Here is a 755-nt window from a genome sequence, read left to right as displayed (position 1 = left end):
TGTTATCCGGCGTGGAAAAGTGACCCGTCTATCGGGGTTATAGGCGTCCAACTTTGACCCTGCTGTTCATGGCTGTTGGATTGCCCGGATCGAGAACCGATCTGGGCGGGCTGGGGGATGCTGATCGTGGAGACAATCGGGCGGATCCGCCGTGAGTCCTTGGTCAAGGGCAAGGGTATCCGGGAGATCGCGCGGGACCTTGGCGTATCTCGGAACACGGTACGGAAGGTTCTGCGATCTGGGGCGACGGCCTTTGATTATGAGCGGACGGTGCAACCCCGGCCGCAGCTGGGTCAATGGACCGGTGAGTTGGACCGCATGCTGTTGGCGAACGAGGCCAAGGCGGCGCGGGAACGGCTGACACTGATCCGGATCCATGAGGAATTGCGGGCGCTTGGCTATGCCGGCAGCTACGATGCGGTGCGCCGCTATGCACGCCAATGGCGGGAAGGTCGGGTTTCCAGCAGCGTTGATGCCTATGTGCCGCTGAATTTCGCGCCGGGTGAGGCCTACCAGTTCGACTGGAGCCACCGTGGTGCTGAACGGGGCAACGACGACGGTCAAGGTGGCGCATGTGCGTCTTTGCCATAGCCGGATGTTCTTCGTGCGGGCCTATCCGCGCGAGACGCAGGAGATGGTGTTCGACGCCCATGACCGGGCCTTCGCCTTTTTCCGGGGGACCTGCACGCGCGGCATCTACGACAACATGCGCACGGCGGTGGACACGGTATTCCTCGGTAGGGAGCGGGTGTTCA

At 62.5% G+C, this 755-nt stretch carries 1 pseudogene; it reads left to right on the top strand.

Features of this window, described 5'->3' with window-relative positions:
* Window positions 1-117 precede the first annotated feature (117 nt).
* Window positions 118-755 (top strand): annotated as a pseudogene (istA, locus tag ACM9HJ_RS30985) (IS21 family transposase); the annotation flags it as partial.

Source organism: Niveispirillum sp. KHB5.9 (genome assembly GCF_048066115.1).
Classification (GTDB): domain Bacteria; phylum Pseudomonadota; class Alphaproteobacteria; order Azospirillales; family Azospirillaceae; genus Niveispirillum.
This window is presented reverse-complemented; position numbering and strand designations above follow the sequence as displayed.